This window comes from Turicibacter sp. GALT-G1 (genome assembly GCF_025594995.1).
Classification (GTDB): Bacteria; Bacillota_I; Bacilli_A; order MOL361; family Turicibacteraceae; genus Turicibacter; species Turicibacter bilis.
The window spans coordinates 1-423 of sequence record NZ_JAMQUS010000013.1 but is presented as its reverse complement, the minus strand read 5'-3'; the positions used below and the strand labels follow the sequence as shown (position 1 = coordinate 423).

At 35.2% G+C, this 423-nt stretch carries 1 protein-coding gene; it reads right to left on the bottom strand.

Annotated features, from left to right (window positions below):
- Positions 1 to 55: 55 nt before the first annotated feature.
- A partial coding sequence (locus tag NEH74_RS03125) for a transposase (RefSeq protein WP_262941067.1) occupies positions 56 to 423 on the bottom strand: 368 nt, incomplete at its 5' end.

Here is a 423-nt window from a genome sequence, read left to right as displayed (position 1 = left end):
GGTTCTTTGTCAACTGGTGTGGGTGAAGAAATTCTATATATGTAACCAAGAGGAATTAAGCTACTCTTTGAGTGGTTTGATTCCTTTTATTTTTTCGTTCAAAGGTGTACTTGTGGATGATTAAAATTCTAGCTTTGAAATGATAGAAACTACGGTATCCAAAGGCGATACGTTTAATGACTTTAATCTTGTTATTAATGCCTTCGAGCACACCGTTTGTATAGGATGTTTCAATCGTATTTTTGATGTAATCTTGATAGTTGGTTAAGGTTTTTAGTGCTGTTTTCATTTCAGGTGAAAGTAAGTCAGAGGGGTTTTGAATGGCATGATGAAAAGCATCAAAGTTGCGAAGTTTGATGGCCTGTTTGATGGTTTGATAGAAGTCATAAGTCGCTTTTAATTCCGGATCTAAAGCGAGTAAAA